This window comes from Anaerotalea alkaliphila (genome assembly GCF_010179735.1).
In the GTDB taxonomy this organism is placed as follows: Bacteria; Bacillota; Clostridia; order Lachnospirales; family Vallitaleaceae; genus Anaerotalea; species Anaerotalea alkaliphila.
This window is the reverse complement of record NZ_JAAEEH010000008.1, coordinates 21,292-36,748: the sequence shown is the minus strand read 5'-3', so window position 1 is coordinate 36,748 and position 15,457 is coordinate 21,292. Positions and strand designations below refer to the sequence as shown.

Below are 15,457 nucleotides of genomic sequence, written 5' to 3'. Positions count from 1 at the left end.
AAAATCCCTCCTTTGTCTGTTTTTACCAGCATAGCAGTTTGGGAAGATGAATTGGCATGCTGCCGGCACACTCTTGTGGTTTTTGTCATGTTCACACTTTGTTCACGGTGCCTGGCACCAAAATCTTGCAGGTTGCAAATGTTTTGGCATCAAAAAAGGAACAAGATGGGCATCTCCTGTTCCTTTTTTGAAAACTTTTGGATAGGTTTTGGGCATGTTATAGTTAATATTTTAACAGTATTTTTTCGTTCAGCTGAACTGTTCTTCTCCCAGTTCCTGCTCTTTTTCGTTGTTTTTACCAATATAAGCTTCTGCAGCCAGCATTCCTAATGCAAAAATAAATACCAGATATCCCATGGCGCATTCCCCTTTCGCAACTCTCGTTATATTTTTCTCAAAATTATTGTAACCCAGAATTGCATATTTGGCAAGATAATTATTCATTTTTCCGTCTTTTTCTATGGAAACGTTTACCCTGGGAACGTCCGGGAACGTCCGTAAACATCGTCGTCCCGTCTTGACAAACCGGCCTAAAACCGGGATAATATGGTTCAGTCTAGAAAAAGGATGGTTACACCCATGAAAAGGTCCAACATCGCCGTGTTGCTGCTTCTGCTGACCCTGGCTTGGGCGGCGGTCATCTTCTATTTTTCCTCCCAGCCCCCCCAGGCCTCCTACGCCCAGTCCACCCTTGCCCTGCGCCTGTTCCGGCGGCTGGACGCCTTCTTCGACATCACCGACTCTCCCCTGTACCTCCTTTTGGAGGGACGGCTACGGACCCTCTGGTTCCTGGAGGAGGCCCACTCCACCACATCGGCCCTGCGCAAGAGCGCCCATTTCGGCATCTATTTCATCCTCGGGATCCTCTCCTGCTCCTTCGGCTACCTCTACACCAGGAAGCTGCTGGTCGCCTTCCTTCTGGGTTGCACCCTTCCGGTGACGGTGGCGGTCCTGGACGAGTACAACCAGAGCTTCGTTGACCGGATCTCCTCCCTGGGGGATGTGGTCATCGACGGTTTTGGGGCGCTTGCCGGGACCCTGCTCACCTTGACCCTGATCCTGCTCTTCCGCCTTGTCCGCTGGCTATGGGGCAGCATCCGCAAGACATGAAAAAGGAATGGCCCCCAACAAGGGCCATTCCTTTTTTATCTCCCCATCTCCACGACGTTTGCGATGAGCGCCTTGCACCGGGCGCAGTCGGAACCGGCGCCGGTGGCTTCCACCACCTTCTCCACCGTATCCGCTCCGTTGCGTACGGCTTGGGCCGCAGCCTCCATGGTCACTTCCTTGCAGCCGCAGAGCACGTCCCTGATGTGCTCCAGGTTCTCCCTGCACCCTTCACATTCGCCGCAGGCCCCGGTGGCGGCTTTCAGCTCCTCCAGGCTCCGGGCTCCCTTGATCTGGGCCCTCCGAAGGTCGATGTACTCCACGTTGTTGGTTGTGCAGATGGTTCCTTTGTTCGCCATGTTCCTTTTCTCCTCGCATAATAAAATTCAATCTAGGTTCCGGTCCGCAGAGGGCTATTCGCAACATCCCCCCGGACATCCGGCATTGGCCGTCTCCTTGTCCTTCCCGTAGGCGGAAAGGGTCCCTTCCGTCAGGAGGGAACGCCCGTGGAGCCGCTCGTTCAGCATGTCCCACATGCAGTAGGGCAGGTGGTCCCGGTGCCCTCGGTGGATGGTGACGCACTCGAAGCAGTTCCCGTGGTGGGGGCAGCTCTCGGGACAGTTGCAATGGTCCCCTGCCTCCCGTACCTGGCGTAGGAATTCCATCTTCATCTCGAAGGACTCCTTCCTTTTGCCTTCCCTTTCCAATTCCATCTGGCGGATGGCCAGCTCATTTCCATCGATTTTCATGGTCGTACCTCCCAAACAGCAATGGGATTATTATACCATGAGGATTACCCCCCTTCAAATGGCAATTTTGACCAAATTTCAGCCTTTTCCAGCCTTGAACATGGAGGAATCCGAATACCCCGTGGGAACGATGATGGCGCCCCAGTGCATCACCACCGCACACAGGGACAGGAGGGTGTAATTGGAAATGGTTATTTCATAGTAACAAAAAGGTAGTCCATCACCCTGCCCCTTCCCTCGTAGATTCCCTTGCTGATGGCAAGGGTCGCCATTCCGGCCGCCATGTAGGCGACCGTATGGACTATCGCAAACAGTAGGCTGAAAATCAGATAACGCATGGAACCCCTCCTTCCGTACAGTCACAAACGGACATCCGACGGGCCCCTTAGAACGGCAGCTGCTTGCCGGCGGGCAGATGATACCGCCGCTCCAGCCTGGCCTGGGTATCCACCACCAGGATGCCGTTCAGGAACCCTTGGAGATAGACCGGCTCCTGGAAGCTGATGTTCCCCACGGTATCCCCCCAGGCATCGAACACCACCATGGAAACGGGGCCCGTCTGCAGGGCGTAGAGCCCGCCCCCCTCCCTGCTGTGGACGTGGAGGCCCTGGTAGGCGGTTTCCGTCCGCAGGACCCTAGCCGCGCCCGTCCCGTCGCAGCGCAGGAACTCGTAACGGCCGTTCTCCACCCAGCCCGCATACAGATCCCCGCCCACATGCATCAGGGCTTCTTGGTAGGACTTGGAAAGGGTCCGCCCATTGCTGTCCTGGAGGGTGTAAGTCCCGTTTTTCCACACGATCCGGCAGGCCGGGGGCTCCTTCAGACTCCCGGCCACCCCCTCCAGGGTGGTGTTGGTGCGGATCCTTCCGCTGGCCATGTCCACCACGGCCTGTACCACGCTGCCGTAGGGGGACCGCAAGTCCACCTGGACCAGCTCCCCGTGGAGTCGGATGTTTCGGAAGGAACCTCCGGACCCGTAGAGGTCCGTCAAAAGGGTGTTCCCGGCCCTGTCCACCAGGCGCATGGTGGTGCTCCCCACCCCTATGCTATCCACCACGATTCCGTAGGGGGCATCGGTTGGGTAGACCGTTCCCAACAGGGAAACCGGATGCCGTTCCAGGTTGCTGTCCATCCAGCCCTCCACATTCCCGTATTCATAGGCTCCCAAGGGGTAATGTTCCGGAGGGGGCACCGTCCTGACCTCCTGGGCCCTCCCGTTCAGGTGGTACAGGCGCAACATGGTCACCATGGACTGCTCCCGGGTATAGGTGCCTTCCGGGTCGAACCGGTTCCCGCCCACCCCGGTCATGATTCCCCAGCGGTAGGTCCAATAGGCCTTGGACCTGGCCCAGGACCGGATTTCCACGCCGTCTTCAAACACATGGGGCATCTCGCTTGCGGCATAGCCACGGAAAGCGGTGCTGGTCTGGTACTCGTCCACGGTCACCAGGGTCAGCGCATCCGCGGCCGCCCAAAGCATCTTGGCGGCCTCCTGCCGCTTGATGGGGGCATCGGGGGCGAACAGGCCGCCCCCGATGCCTTCCACGATCCCCAGGGCGGCGCAGAGGAGCACGTCCGGATTGCCGGTGTCCGTGAAGCGGTAGTGCTCCGGATGCAGCCCCCGCTCCTCCAGGGGCGTGGTCTTCCCTTCCTCCCCCCAGACACGGGCCAGGCGCACCACCAGGGTGCTGAACTCCCGCCGGGTGACGGGCTTTGTGTAGTCATCCAGCAGCTCCGCCGGAAGCAGCCCCAGCTCCCGTGCCCTTTCCACTTCCACCGTGGCCCAGGAGGAAGGACCTGCCTGGGCCCCACACACCGTTTCCGTGCCCCAGGCCAACCCCAGGAAAACCATCCCCACCAGCAACAGGGCGGCCGTCAGCCGCCTAAAGAACTTTCCCATCGCCATACCTCCGTACTTTGCGTCTCGTCTTGCATTCGTTGCCTCATGGCTGCTGGAACAGCCCCTTATGCCTGCTCCTTCTCCCTTCCTCCGCCCTCCGGCTTCAGGAAGCTGCCGCTCCCCAGCAGGGACCGGAGCTCCATGGGCATGGGGAATAGGATGGTGGTGGACTTGGCGTCCGCGATTTCCGTCAGGGAGCGGAGCATCCGGAGGGTCATGGCCCCTTCCTGGACCATCAGGATTTCGGTGGCCTCCGCCAGCTTCACCGCTGCCTGGGCCTCCCCTTCCGCCTGGATGACCACGGCCCTCCGGTTCCGCTCCGCCTCCGCCTGCCGGGCGATGGCCCGCTGCATTTCCGTGGGCAGGATCACGTCCTTGATCTCCACCGCCGTGACCTTGATGCCCCAGGGGTCCGTGGCCTCGTCCACGATCTGCTGGATCACCTTGTTCAGCTTCTCCCGCTGGGAAAGAAGCTCGTCCAGGTCCGCCTGCCCCACCACGCTCCGCAGGGTGGTCTGGGCATACTGCTGGGTGGCCTCGTGGTACTTCTCCACGTTCACGATCACCTTGTCCGGGGAGACCGCCCTGTAATAGAGCACCGCGTTCACCCGGCAGGTCACGTTGTCCTTGGTGATGACCTCCTGGGGCGGCACGTCGAAGACGATGGTCCTAAGGGACACCCGCTCCATCCGGTCGATGAAGGGGATGATCAGCACCAGCCCCGGCCCCCGGATGCCCACCAGCCGGCCCAGGCGGAACAGGACTCCCCGCTCGTACTCCAGCACGATCTTGATGGCCATGCTCAGCAGGGCCAGCAGCACGAACACGATTCCAGAAACCGTCAAAAAATACTCATTCAAGAAAAACATCCGCATTCCCTCCTTATTCCTGTCCGGATTCCGATTCCGCTTCCACTTCCAGCAGCATCCCCCGCCGGCCCGACACCCGGACCTTCTCCCCCGGGGCCACCGGGCTCCGGTCCAGGCACACCGCGTTCCAGATTTCCCCTTGGATCCGCACCTGCCCCTGGGGGGCCAGCGCCTCCACCACCAGGGCGGTCATTCCGTTGAACTCGTCGGCCCCCTGCAGCACCCTTCTCCTGCGCAGCTTCAGGATCCCGTTCAGGGCCACCAGCAGGAAGACCCCGAAGGCAAGGCCGATGCCCACCGCCATGAACCGGAACCTGGCCAGCCAGGCCAACGGCACCAGCGGTTCCACCGGCAGAAAAATGATTCCCAGCACCATGGATACCACACCTCCCACTCCCAGCACCCCGTAGGTCGGGGTGAACGCTTCGGCCACCAGCAGGAGCACCCCCAGCACGATCAGGATGCCCGCGAACAGGTTCACCGCAAACAGCCCCAGTCCGTAGAGGGCCAGCACCAGGCTCACCGCGCCCAGGACCTCCGGAAAAAAGGTCCCCGGGGTGTTGAAGCCGATGATCAGACCGTACACCCCCACCAGCAACAGGATGAAGGCCACCTGGGGGTCCCCCACCAGGCTGGTGATCTTTTCCGTCAGGCTGGGTTCCAGCAGCACCGCTTCCGCTCCCGCGGTGTCCAGCGCCACCGTCCCCACCGCCAGCTCCACTTCCCGGCCGTGGAGCGCCTCCAGCAGGGCGGGAAGGTCCGGGGCGATCAGGTCGACCACCCCTTCCTCCAGGGCCGTGTCGGCCTCCAGGGTCAGGTTCTCCGTGACGAACCGCTCCGCCAGTTCCTCCGGCCGCCCCCGCTCCCGGGCCACGCTCCGGATGTGTCCGGCCAGGAAGTTGATGGTCTTCTGGTCCGCCGCCTCGGTGGTGCCGTCCTCCGGGGAATACCCCACCGGCATGGCCGCCCCGCAGGTGGTTCCCGGCGCCATGGCCGCCACATGGGACCCCAGCATCAGGAAGGTTCCGGCGGACGCGGCGATGGCCCCCCGGGGGGACACGTAAGCCACCACAGGCACCGGGGCGTTGAGCATGTCCTGCAGGATCTCCAGGGTGGCGTCCACCAGCCCCCCCGGCGTGTCCAGGAGCAGCACCAGGGCGGAAGCACCGGAAGCTTCCGCCTCGGCGATGCCCCGGGCGATCCGGTCCCTGGTCCCGGCGGTGATCATCCCATCCACCTCCAGGGTATGCACGAAGCGTCCGGTCTCCGTTTCGGTGGCGGCGGCCAGCCCGCCCCAACCCATGGTGAACAAGAGCAAACATAGAAACACTGCAATCCTGCGACGCCAACCGCTTCGAACCGGCATGGCAACCACCCCTTCCCGTCGTATCAAGAACGACGTCAATTGTATTGTCAATATCCTGTTTTCCCTTCCATTGTACCACAAATGCGGATTTTTCGCCAAAAAAAGGCGACCTTCCGGTCGCCTTCCCCTTTTTCCATCGGATTCCCTCACATGAGCCGGATCAGCTCGATGTAAAGGTTTCCGTCCCTTTTTTCCACCTTGGCCTCGTCGATCATGGCGCTGATCAGGATCAGCTCGTCGCCCTGGTCGATCTCCCCCGCCAGTTGCCAGTAGTACTCCTCGATTTCCGCCTGCCGCTGCTTGTTCAGGGTCTTGCGGAATTTTTCGATGAAGTCGTCGTCGAAATTGGTGCCGTAGTCCACGATGCGGATGATGGCCCGGTCGTCCTCCAGCAGGATCTTGAAGTCCACCTCCCGGGTGTCCTTCCGCAGGAATAGGGTGGTCAGCTCGTCCACGATTCTGGATATCTTCTTTATCTCATGTCTCATCTCATTCATTCCTTCTTCTCAGTGCGTCCAGGACAGGCACCATGACGCCGGCCACGATGCCCCCCGAGAAGCCGTTGTTGTAGAGGTTGATCCCTCCGTGGAGGGCGCCCACGTTCCCCACCATGGTCAGGTGCAGCATCCCCGCCAGCATCCCCACCAGCACCCCGTAGCCGCCCGCCAGAGGCGCGATGGTTGTGGAGAACAGGACGGTGATCAGGAAGGTGGTGCTGGAGAAGTCGTGTCCGTAGAGCAGCCCCCCCAGCATGACGCCCACAACGATGGGGGCGCAGTTCCAGGGGTGCTTCCCGAAGGCGCCGAAGCCCACGATGGTCAGGATGCCGGCGATGACAGGGCCGTTCACCACCCCGTCCAGGGCCAGGACCAGCACAAGGCTCATGATCCCCAGGAGACCCATGTTGAAGAAGGTCATCCCGTAGCCCTCGATGGCCGTGAAGTCCGTGATGGTCTTCCCCCGGTGCTTCAGGAGCTCCCGGTAATGGCCCAGGGTCTTCCGGCAGATTCCGAAGCCCACCAGCATCAGGTACAGGAACAGCCCTCCCAGGAGCAGGGCCACCCCCTTGTTGTGCGTCTCGTACAGGATGTTCACCGGCAGGACGTCGTGGTCGAAGCGGCGCAGGATGCTGGTGAACACCGTCCCCAGGACCCCGGCGGTGAAACCTATGTTGTAGAGGTTGAATCCGTCATGGAAGCGGAGCATGTGGGAGGAAAGGGGCACGATGACAAAGCCCAGGCCTGTCCCGACCCCCAGTCCCGCCACCAGGTTCCATCCGTTCTGGAAGTAGCCCCCGTAGGTCACAAGGCTCACCACCGGCGCCAGGGCCGTGGAGAACATGATCACCAGGATCACGTTTTTCATGGGGATCCTCTGGTAGCGGGCGTAGAGCCATCCGCCCACGTAGAGGGGCAGGATGTTCACCACGTTTTTCCCGAAGAAGGAAAAGCCCATGACCGTCAGCAGCGCCGCAATCAGCAGCCCGTTGATGCCCAGCTTGAAGCGCTTCAGCAGGTACAGGTTGAAGAATCCGATCAGGGCGGAGTTGAAGAAGGCGGCGCTTACGCCGCCCACGGCCATGAAATCCGTCAGCAGGGTGGTGGGGGACAGGATGATCCGCAGCATGCCCATGAACAGGCTGTCCCCGTCCCGGTACTCTGCCAGGGATCCCAGCAGGCCGAACAGCAGGAATGCCGTGGGGAATGCACTCAGGATGAGCAGCTTGTGTTCCTTGTGGAGCTCGATTTCCTGGAAATCTTTGGTGATTGACATGCGTTCTCCTCTCGAAAAGCGTCAAGGGGTTGTCTGACAACATTTTTATGCCATTTTACCAATGATTTCCCTCTGCGTCAATGTGCATTCTGCACATTTCATGCAAATATCCTCGCCAATGGCGCTTCCGGTGCCAGGCACTGCCAACGGCCGTTCACAGTGCCTGGCACCGGAAGGGGTAGCGCCGGTCCCGGACCAGGATCCAGAGCCCCAGCAGTCCCTGGAGGACCCCGATGACGAAAAAGAGTACGTGCAGGGAGGCTACGGCCTGCAGCATCCAGCACTGGATCAGGATCCAGACCACCAGCAAACCTCCCAGGAGAAAGCCCGCATAGCCCCGGAAGGCCGGCTTCAGGAAGCCCAGGAAGAGGGCATCCAGATTCCCCATGCCCAGCATCACGAACAGGAAGATCCCAGGAAGGAAGAAGTCCTGGAAGGGGCTTCCCTTCAGAAGCTCCACAGGGACCCCCAGTGGATTCGTCGGATTTGTCATGGCGGCCACGCCGCCTGCCGCGGCCCCCATACCCACCAGGAGATGGACGACCACTAGGGTTCCGTCCGCCACCGGCCCCAACAGCCTGTCTTTCCAAATGCCTCCAGTCATTTCTTTCCCCCTTTCCGTATTTCCACCCGGTGGACCCGCTTGCCCACCATCTTGTCCACCTGGAAGGTGATGTCCCCATGGAAGACCAGCGCCTTTTCACCGGGCCTGGGGATCCGTCCCAGCCGGTGGATCAGGAAGCCTCCCAGGGTGTCGTAGTCCCCGCTCCCCTCCACCAGACCGCAGCCCAGCCGGGCGTTCAACTCCTTGATGGAAACGGAGCCCCTGGCCAGGTACCTGCCTCCCCCCTGGTCCAGGATGTCAGGCTCCTCGTGGTCATAGGCGTCGTCGATGTCCCCCACGATCTCCTCCAGGATGTCCTCCATGGTCACGATCCCAGAGAATCCCCCGTACTCGTCGATCAGCACCGCCATATGCTGTCGGGCGGCCTGCAGCTCCGTAAAAAGCAGATGGATGTTCTTCTTTTCCGGCACGAAGAAGGCGGGCCGCATGATCTTTTCCACATCCACCCCGTCGAACCCCGTCCGGTAAGCCTCCAGCAGGAAATCCTTGATGTAGAGGACCCCCAGGATGTTGTCCACATCCTTCCGGTACACGGGGACCCTGGAGTGCTTCAGCTCCAGCAGGGGCTGGACTTGGACCTGGAGGGGCTCCTCCAGGTCCAGCAGGAACACCTCCGTCCGGGGGGTCATGATCTCCTGGGCCGTCCGGGTGTCGAAGCTGATGACGCTGTTGATCATGTCCCGTTCCTTCTGGTTGATGACCCCCTGTTCCCGGCCCACCTCCACCAGGGAGCGGATCTCCTCCAGGGTGACCTTCTCCTCCATCCCTTCCGTCTCCGCACCCGAAAGGCGCAGCACCCCGTTGGTGGAGACCGTCAGCAGGACAACGAAGGGCTTCAGGGCCTTTTCCACCAGGAACAGGGGCGCCGCGGCAAAACGGGCGATCTTCTCCGCGTTGCCCAGGGCGATCCGCTTGGGCACCAGTTCCCCGAAGACCAGGACGAAATAGGACAGGAGCACCGTGACGCCCACGAAGGCCAGGCTCTCCCCGAAGGGGATCCCCGCATTCCCCAGGAAGGCCCCCAGCCTAACCGAAAGTCCCACCGCGGCCGATGCCGAGGAGAAGAATCCCGCGAAGGTGATGCCCACCTGGATGGTGGACAGGAACCGGGAGGGCTCCTCCAGCAGCCGCAGCAACATCTTCGCCTTTCGGTCCCCCGCCTCCCCCTGGGACTCCAGTCTCTTCCAGTCCAAGGACACCAGCGCCATTTCAGCCCCTGCGAAGAAGGCGTTCACAAGGGTAAGGCCGAGAATCAGCAGCACCCCTCCGGTGACGGAGGATCCGTTTCCCGCATGCATCCTATTCCCCCTCCTTCAAGGAAAGCCTATGGCGCACCTGTTCCCGGAGCAAAGTGTAGAACACGGAGGCCAGGGGGATGAACAGGAGCATCCCCGCCACCCCCAGCAGGCTCCCGCCCACGGCAACGGCCACCAGGATCCAGATGGAGGGCAGCCCCGCGGCCTTCCCCACCACCTGGGGGTAGATCAGATTGCTTTCCAGCTGCTGGACCACCAGGAACAGGACCAGGAACCAGAGGGCCTTGCCTGGGTCCACCAGCAGGATCAGGAAGGTCCCCACGCCTCCACCCACGATGGCCCCCAGGATGGGGACCAGGGCCATGACCCCCACCAGCACGCTGATGGTGAGGGGATAGGGGAACCGGAAGAGGGACATGCTCAGGAAGAAGATGACCCCCAGGATGGCCGCCTCCAGCACCTGTCCGGAAAGGAATCCGGAGAAGGTCCTGCCGGTGAGGGCGGCCACCCGGACCAGCTGCCCCACCCATCGGTCCGGCAGGAAGGCCCGCAGCAGCCGGTGCAGCTGGCCCTGGAGGGTCTCCTTCTGGAGCAGCAGGTAGATGGAGAAGACAAAGGCCAGGACGAAGGAGACGATCCCGCTGACCACCGACGACGCGAAACTGAAGGTGCTCCCCAGCCAGTTCCCGGCGCTGCTGCCAAGCAAGGCCAGCAGGCTGTCCCGGATCCCCTCCCAGTCTGTTTCGAAACCCGAAACCCAATCCAGCACCTGGGGATAGGCGGCCAGCCTTTCCTCCAGCATCACCCCCAGGTCCCTGGCGTAGCCGGGCAGCCGCTCCACCAATTCCCGGATGGTGGCCGCCACTTCGGGTACAACCAGCAGGGAGGCCGCCAGCAGGACCGCCAGGATCAGCACCAGGCTGCCCAGCAGGGCCAGGGCACGGCGGAGCCTGGGGCCGAACCCCCCGAACCTCCCCCGGGGGACCAGCACCTTCCCCTCCAGGAACTTCATGGGGATGTTCACCACGAAGGCCAGGGCGAATCCCAGCACGAAGGGCCACAGGATGCCCGCCGCGGCCCCGGCCCCTTCCGCCACGATCCTCCAGTTTTCCTGCACCCACAACAAAAACACCGCAAACGCGGTGAGTCCCATCCATTTACGCATCATCCGCCGCTCCTCTCCGTTCGGGATGGCGGTGGTGCCTGGCACCACCGCCATCCCCATCAGGACCATTTTACCACACAACCTGGTCCGGGTCATCAGCGAATTGCAGCAGGTTCCCGTACTCCAGAATCCGGCGGCACGCCCATAGCCCAGCGGCAAGGGCGTATTCCAGGTCCGTTTCCATGGAGGGGGGGCTTGCCAGGTACCCCTTCCGTAGGGAGAGGACCACCGCCTCCAGGTCCCCGCCGGCCCCCTTGTCCTCCAGAGGCGGGTCGGCAAAGGGACCGGCCAGGCGCTTCCCAGCCATCCCCAGCATCTTCCAGTGCAGCCGGAGCTCGTAGAAGAAATGCCTGCCCCAATCCTCGTAACTCTCCCTGTCCAGGTGGCTCCGGCAGAAAAAGTCGCTGATGTAGTGGCAGACTTCCCCCAGCCCCCGGGCCAGCTCCTCCGGCGGCATGTCCCCCAGCAGCCGCCGGAACTCCGTGCGCACCAGAAGCAGATGGTTCTCAAGGGTATGGGGATTCCGGAGGCAGCGGGAGGACAGGTCCGGCTTCACGTTCCCGAAGCTGAAGGCCCGCCGGTGCAGGGAATGCTCAAGGGAAAGCTGCCGGTAGAGGGTCTTGGCGATCAGCAGGTGGGTGAAGAAGTTCATGGCCGCCTCCCCACCGCATGGTACTCCACCCCCGCTTCCAGCATGGCCAACCGGTCGTAGATGTTCCGGCCGTCGTAGACCAGGGGGGTGCGCATCCGCTGCTTGAAGTCCTGGGGGGACAGGCTTAGGATTTCCGGCCACTCCGTGAAGACGAAGCAGGCCCCGGCCCCTTCCAGTGCCTCCCGGACGCTGTTGGCGTAGCGGATGCCGCCCTCTCCTTCTTCCCCTTCGGGGTGGAGCGCCCGGCACCGCTCCTGTCCCGCCGGGTCGTAGGCTGTCACCAAGGCCCCCTGCTCCAGCAGGAGGGGGATGTTCGAAAGGGCCGGGGCCCCCCGCAGGTCGTCCGTCCCCGGCTTGAAGGTCAGCCCAAGCACCGCCACCTTCAGGCCCCTGAAGCTGATCAGCCGGTTCCTGGCCTTCCGGAAGAGGAGGGTCCTCTGGTCCTCGTTCACGTCGATGGCCGCCTGGACGGTCCTGAGCCGGTAGTTGTGCTGCCGCCCCAGATGCTCCAGGGCCTTGGTGTCCTTGGGAAAACAGGACCCTCCGTAGCCGATGCCCGCCCCCAGGAAATGCCCGCCGATCCGCCGGTCATGGCGCATGCCCTCGGCCACCTCCAGGATGTCCGCCCCCACCCGCTCGCAAAGGTTGGCTATGTCGTTCATGTAGGAAATCTTCAAGGCCAGGAAATTGTTGGCCGCGTACTTGACCATCTCCGCCGACCTCCGGCTGACGGACACCACCGGCAGGCCGAAGGGGGCGTAGATTCGCTGCAGGATCCCTTCCGCCCAGGCCGAATCCGTCCCGATGACCACCCGGGCCGCCTGGAGGGTGTCCCGGACCGCCGTGCCTTGGGCCAGGAATTCGGGATTGGAGGCCACCTCCACCCGGAGCTTCCTCCCGTCCGCCCGGGCGGGCAGGAAGTCGTGGATGAACTGCTCCACCTTGTGGTTGGTCCCCACGGGCACCGTGGACTTCACCACCACCAGGCAGTCTTGCCGGATGCTCTCGGCGATCTGCCGGGCCACCTGGGCGATGTGGGAAAGGTCCGCCGAACCGTCCGGCAGCTCCGGGGTCCCCACCCCGATGAAGATGGCCTCCGCATTCCCATAGGCCCCCCGATGGTCCGTGGTGTAGGAAAGCCTCCCAGCCTCCCGGTTGGCCCGCATCAGCGCCTCCAGCCCCTCCTCGTGGATGGGCGCCCTTCCGGCCTCCAGCATGTCCACCTTGGCCTGGTCCTGGTCCACGCAGGTCACCTGGTGCCCCCTCTCGGCGAAGCACACCCCCGCAACCAAACCCACATACCCTGTACCCGCGACAGAAATCCTCATTCCCCGTTCCTCCTTTTTTCCAGAAAAAGCTCCAACCGGTAGCTGTCCTTCCCCTCGCCCGGGGAAAACGCCGCCTCCACCCACACCTTGGGTCCGCTCCGGGACACCCGTACCGGCACCCCGTCCAGCAGGGCATTTTTCACAATCCACTCGCAATGGAACATCCAGCAGGAAGGGCCGTTTTTCGGGGGCCGCCCCTGGACCTCCACCTTCCCCTCCCGGATCCGCACCCCGTGGACCAGGTCCTGGCTGCCGCTCACATGCTTGGACACGTCCCCGAAGAAGGCCACGCCCCCCTCCATGGGGGCCGCCACCTGGTACAGCCAGGCCCCCGGGCCCAGTTCCGTCTCCAGGGGCCAGTTTCCCGAAAGCACCTGGATCTTCCCCGTATTGTGGCCGTACACCGCATACAGCCCCTTGGGATCCGCCCCCGCCTCCGAAAGGCTGAACCGCATGGCGACCCTTTTCCCGCCGGGATGCATGTTCCAGGTCAGCAGGTAGTGGAGCCGGTAGGTCCCCGCCCCCTCCCGCAGCAGGGCCGGAAGGCTGCTGTGGCTGTACACCGCAACCCCCAGGCGGCCGTCCCTGGCATGGGGGTCGTAGAGGTAGCATCGGTCCAGGGGCACCGCCGGCACGTCCGGCTTCAGGATCCGCCCGTCCTCCAGGGCCACCTTCCTAAGCAGGAGCCGGTTCTCCCGGCCGATGGCGTCCCCGATGCCGATGGGCCCGCAGGAGAGACCCAGCCAGACCATCTCCATTTGGGGGTCGGCGGAGAAAGGGGTCCGCAACAGCCTCCGGGTCCGCCGGTTGTCGTAGAAGGCGTACTTCCCCAGGGACTGGATGAAACGGGAGGAGTACAGGTGCCACCACCACCGCTTGGGCCCTTCCACGAAGAAGCTGGCGGCGTCGGCAGTGCTCCGGATGCTGCTCACGCTCTCCATGGCCACGCTCTGGAGGGTGGTCTGGGGTTGGGTCATGCAGAGTTGCAGAGCCAGATGCCCCGAGGGGTTCTCCGGGACAGGCACCTGGCGGGCCGCCCGATCCAGGGCCCGGAAATAGGCCGGTCCCAGCTCCAGGTCCCTGAAGGCCGGATGGTGGTCCTGCATCCACTGGAGCCAGTCGTGGACCACGTAGGCCAGCCGCCACTTGGGGTGGGTGAAGATCCGCTTGAACAGCGCCACCCCCTCCTCCTCCCCCGCGGGGACCGCAAAGGCGTCGCAGAGGAAGGCCTCCCGGGCCTCCTCCACATACACCGACGCGTTGGAGAGCTGCTTGAAATGGCAGCCCAAGGGGGCCTTCAGGATCTCTTGGACATGGGAAAGCCGGTCCCGGGAAAAAAGGACCAACGCCTTCTTCCCGCCCCGCCAGGGCAGGAGGCTGTTGTAGGCGGCCCGGACCGTCTCCTTCCGGGGCTCCCACTCGGTGATTCCAGCGGTGTACGCCTCCCCCTCCCGCTTGTACCACCAGGAGTCCAGCTGGTAGCTCCCGAACCGGAGGCCGATCCCATCGTGCCGGGCCTTCAGCTTCTCCAGGGTCTTTTCGTAGCTCTCCTTCCCGGCGGTCCTGTACCAGTAGGCCGAACCGGCGTTGGTCCAGTAGCTCAGGTGGGACAGGAGCAGGTCCCCGTCCTTGGGGGCGGGCCGGGTGCCCCAGCGCTTTTGCAGCAGCTGCCCCCAACGGTCCAGGGTCCGGTTCACTCCCGTCCCGTAGACAAGAAGGGTCTGGGACACGGTCCCCTCCGGCACCCTCCCCAACCCCCGGGGGAGGCCGCAGCTGATCCTGGGGGGCTGGTGGCGGATGGCCACGGTCCCGTGGAGGAGATGGCTGCAGGGGGACAGGACCGCCGTCTCGTAGGCGGCGCTTGCGGCCACCAGAGGCACGTTCTTCCCCTCCCGGAGACTGTCCACCGCCCGGCCCCGCCACTGGAGGGGATGGTTGAAGGGGGCCTGCCGCTTGAAGCTGAGCATGGAGAGTCCCGTCTCCCACTCCTCCCCCTCGAAGCAGGGGAAACCCACATGGGGCCGGCCGAACAGGTCCTTCCCCTCCTTCCCTTTGGATTCGAACAGGTGCTCCGCCTCGAACACCGCAAAGTCCCCGTAGAGCCGGATCCTTGCGGCGATCCGCCGCTTCCCCTTTTCCGGGCTGACGTACTCCAGTTCCCAGATCCGGCAGGGTCCGAACAGGTCCTCCCCCTCCCCCAGGCTGGCGGATACCAGCCGGGCCCGCTTCTTGCCGATCCGGGCGGTGATTCGGCTGCCCAGGAAAGCCTTCCCGAACAAGGCGAAGGTGAAACACCCCTTTTCCCGGTCCAATTCCATGGTCAAGGCGTCTTTAGGCTCCATGTCCACGCCTCCTTTCCCGGCTCTTTCGCTTGTCCCGCCGTCTCCCGGTGAAAGGGATGTGTCCCAGGGGCGTGTCGAAGAACCCTTCGCAGCGGCCCTCCTCCGGAAAAAAGAGGACCATCTCGATGGGGATGATGTCCACCTGGAGCAGGAAGGTCAGGCTTTCCCCCTTCTCCTTCAGCAGGCGCAGCTTCCTCCGAAACCCCAGCCAACGGAGGGAACCCTTGGGGCCCTTCCCCTTTTTCCCCCGGTCCAGGAGCAGCCGGGGCCCGGCCAGTGGCAGCCGGGGATGGGCTAGAATGTAGCGTCCGCTTCCCGCCATGGC

The 15,457-nt window shown here is 63.1% G+C and carries 17 protein-coding genes; 1 reads left to right on the top strand and 16 read right to left on the bottom strand.

Features of this window, described 5'->3' with window-relative positions; all coding sequences use genetic code 11:
- Positions 1 to 249 precede the first annotated feature (249 nt).
- Entirely contained in the window at positions 250 to 444 is a 195-nt protein-coding gene (locus tag GXN74_RS04370) for a hypothetical protein (RefSeq protein WP_162369709.1), read from the bottom strand.
- A 135-nt stretch (positions 445 to 579) separates the two neighbouring features.
- Between GXN74_RS04370 and GXN74_RS04365 the strand changes: the two genes are divergently transcribed.
- Positions 580 to 1,110 carry a VanZ family protein gene (locus tag GXN74_RS04365; RefSeq protein WP_162369708.1) on the top strand — a complete coding sequence of 177 codons (531 nt, stop codon included), beginning with the start codon at positions 580 to 582 and terminating at the stop codon, positions 1,108 to 1,110.
- 35 nt (positions 1,111 to 1,145) lie between these two features.
- Here the strand turns inward: GXN74_RS04365 and GXN74_RS04360 are convergent, their stop codons facing one another.
- From GXN74_RS04360 to GXN74_RS04290, 15 genes are all read right to left on the bottom strand, one after another.
- Positions 1,146 to 1,466 carry a (2Fe-2S)-binding protein gene (locus tag GXN74_RS04360; protein ID WP_162369707.1) on the bottom strand — a complete coding sequence of 107 codons (321 nt, stop codon included), beginning with the start codon at positions 1,464 to 1,466 and terminating at the stop codon, positions 1,146 to 1,148.
- Positions 1,467 to 1,520: 54 nt separating this feature from the next.
- A complete protein-coding gene (locus GXN74_RS04355; RefSeq protein WP_162369706.1) occupies positions 1,521 to 1,856 on the bottom strand; it encodes an LPS biosynthesis protein in 336 nt (111 codons plus the stop codon).
- Positions 1,857 to 2,047: 191 nt separating this feature from the next.
- Positions 2,048 to 2,194 carry a hypothetical protein gene (locus GXN74_RS04350; RefSeq protein WP_162369705.1) on the bottom strand — a complete coding sequence of 49 codons (147 nt, stop codon included), beginning with the start codon at positions 2,192 to 2,194 and terminating at the stop codon, positions 2,048 to 2,050.
- Between the two features lie 47 nt (positions 2,195 to 2,241).
- Positions 2,242 to 3,756 (bottom strand): S-layer homology domain-containing protein, encoded by a 1,515-nt coding sequence (locus GXN74_RS04345; RefSeq protein WP_162369704.1) that lies wholly within the window; start codon positions 3,754 to 3,756, stop codon positions 2,242 to 2,244.
- A gap of 65 nt (positions 3,757 to 3,821) precedes the next feature.
- Positions 3,822 to 4,625: a slipin family protein gene (locus tag GXN74_RS04340; protein WP_162369703.1), complete on the bottom strand. Its 804-nt coding sequence runs from the start codon at positions 4,623 to 4,625 to the stop codon at positions 3,822 to 3,824.
- A gap of 13 nt (positions 4,626 to 4,638) precedes the next feature.
- Positions 4,639 to 5,955, bottom strand: a complete 1,317-nt coding sequence (locus GXN74_RS04335; protein WP_162369702.1) for an NfeD family protein — start codon at positions 5,953 to 5,955, stop codon at positions 4,639 to 4,641.
- A gap of 182 nt (positions 5,956 to 6,137) precedes the next feature.
- Positions 6,138 to 6,479 carry a hypothetical protein gene (locus GXN74_RS04330; protein WP_162369701.1) on the bottom strand — a complete coding sequence of 114 codons (342 nt, stop codon included), beginning with the start codon at positions 6,477 to 6,479 and terminating at the stop codon, positions 6,138 to 6,140.
- Between the two features lies 1 nt (position 6,480).
- Positions 6,481 to 7,764 carry a DUF1576 domain-containing protein gene (locus GXN74_RS04325; RefSeq protein WP_162369700.1) on the bottom strand — a complete coding sequence of 428 codons (1,284 nt, stop codon included), beginning with the start codon at positions 7,762 to 7,764 and terminating at the stop codon, positions 6,481 to 6,483.
- Between the two features lie 154 nt (positions 7,765 to 7,918).
- Positions 7,919 to 8,368 (bottom strand): hypothetical protein, encoded by a 450-nt coding sequence (locus tag GXN74_RS04320; RefSeq protein WP_162369699.1) that lies wholly within the window; start codon positions 8,366 to 8,368, stop codon positions 7,919 to 7,921.
- Positions 8,365 to 9,687 (bottom strand): hemolysin family protein, encoded by a 1,323-nt coding sequence (locus tag GXN74_RS04315; protein WP_162369698.1) that lies wholly within the window; start codon positions 9,685 to 9,687, stop codon positions 8,365 to 8,367. The genes GXN74_RS04320 and GXN74_RS04315 overlap by 4 nt, the downstream gene beginning before the upstream one ends.
- A gap of 1 nt (position 9,688) precedes the next feature.
- The gene (locus GXN74_RS04310) at positions 9,689 to 10,969 is read right to left on the bottom strand and encodes an AI-2E family transporter (RefSeq protein WP_162369697.1); all 1,281 of its coding nucleotides are present in this window, start codon (positions 10,967 to 10,969) and stop codon (positions 9,689 to 9,691) included.
- Complete coding sequence (locus tag GXN74_RS04305) at positions 10,881 to 11,462, bottom strand: zinc dependent phospholipase C family protein (protein ID WP_162369696.1); 582 nt, start codon at positions 11,460 to 11,462, stop codon at positions 10,881 to 10,883. The genes GXN74_RS04310 and GXN74_RS04305 overlap by 89 nt, the downstream gene beginning before the upstream one ends.
- Positions 11,459 to 12,790 carry a UDP-glucose dehydrogenase family protein gene (locus tag GXN74_RS04300; RefSeq protein ID WP_162369695.1) on the bottom strand — a complete coding sequence of 444 codons (1,332 nt, stop codon included), beginning with the start codon at positions 12,788 to 12,790 and terminating at the stop codon, positions 11,459 to 11,461. Before GXN74_RS04300 ends, GXN74_RS04305 begins: the two co-directional genes overlap by 4 nt.
- Positions 12,787 to 15,132, bottom strand: coding sequence for a hypothetical protein (locus GXN74_RS14690; RefSeq protein ID WP_162369694.1), 2,346 nt, complete (start codon positions 15,130 to 15,132; stop codon positions 12,787 to 12,789). Before GXN74_RS14690 ends, GXN74_RS04300 begins: the two co-directional genes overlap by 4 nt.
- Positions 15,122 to 15,454, bottom strand: a complete 333-nt coding sequence (locus GXN74_RS04290) for a hypothetical protein (protein ID WP_162369693.1) — start codon at positions 15,452 to 15,454, stop codon at positions 15,122 to 15,124. The genes GXN74_RS14690 and GXN74_RS04290 overlap by 11 nt, the downstream gene beginning before the upstream one ends.
- Positions 15,455 to 15,457: the final 3 nt, after the last annotated feature.